The 643-nt window shown below is 72.2% G+C and carries 1 pseudogene; it reads right to left on the reverse strand.

The annotated features are described in order from the left end of the window. Positions 1-643, reverse strand: a pseudogene (locus ACEN88_RS33600) (urea carboxylase); the annotation flags it as partial.

Here is a 643-nt window from a genome sequence, read left to right on the forward strand (position 1 = left end):
CACACGGGCGCCGCATCCGGCCGCTCGAACACGGCGTCCAGCGCCGCGCGCAGGGCCGCCGCCTCGTCGACGGACACGCGGTGGAAGCGCACCGTGTCGCCCGGTTTCAGCTGGCCCATCTTCCACAGGTCGCTCGACACGATCACGGCGGGGCACACGAAGCCGCCCAGGCTCGGGCCGTCCGGGCCGAGGATCACGGGCATGTCGCCGGTGAAGTCGATCGAGCCGATGGCATAGGCGTTGTCGTGGATGTTCGACGGGTGCAGGCCCGCTTCGCCGCCGTCCGTGCGCGCCCAGCGCGGTTTCGGGCCGACGAGGCGCACGCCGGTGCGGCTGGAATTGAAGTGCACCTGCCAGTCCGTGCCGAAGAACGTCACGATGTCGTCGTCGGTGAAGAAGTCCGGTGCGCCGTGCGGGCCGTAGTGGACGGCGATGTCCCAGTGGTGCGCATAGGCCGGGATCGCGGCGGGTGCGAGTTCGCGCGTGAACGCCGGCACGGGCTTCAGCTTGAGCATGTCGCCCGCGCGCACGGCGCGGCCGCCGTGGCCGCCGAACTGGCCCAAGGTGAACGTGGCGCGGCTGCCGAGGTAGTCCGGCACGTCCAGGCCGCCCGCGAACGCGATGTACGCGCGCACGCCCGCGC

Origin of the sequence: Massilia sp. CT11-108, from assembly GCF_047302915.1 — a bacterium.
GTDB classification, from domain to species: Bacteria; Pseudomonadota; Gammaproteobacteria; order Burkholderiales; family Burkholderiaceae_D; genus Telluria; species Telluria orientalis.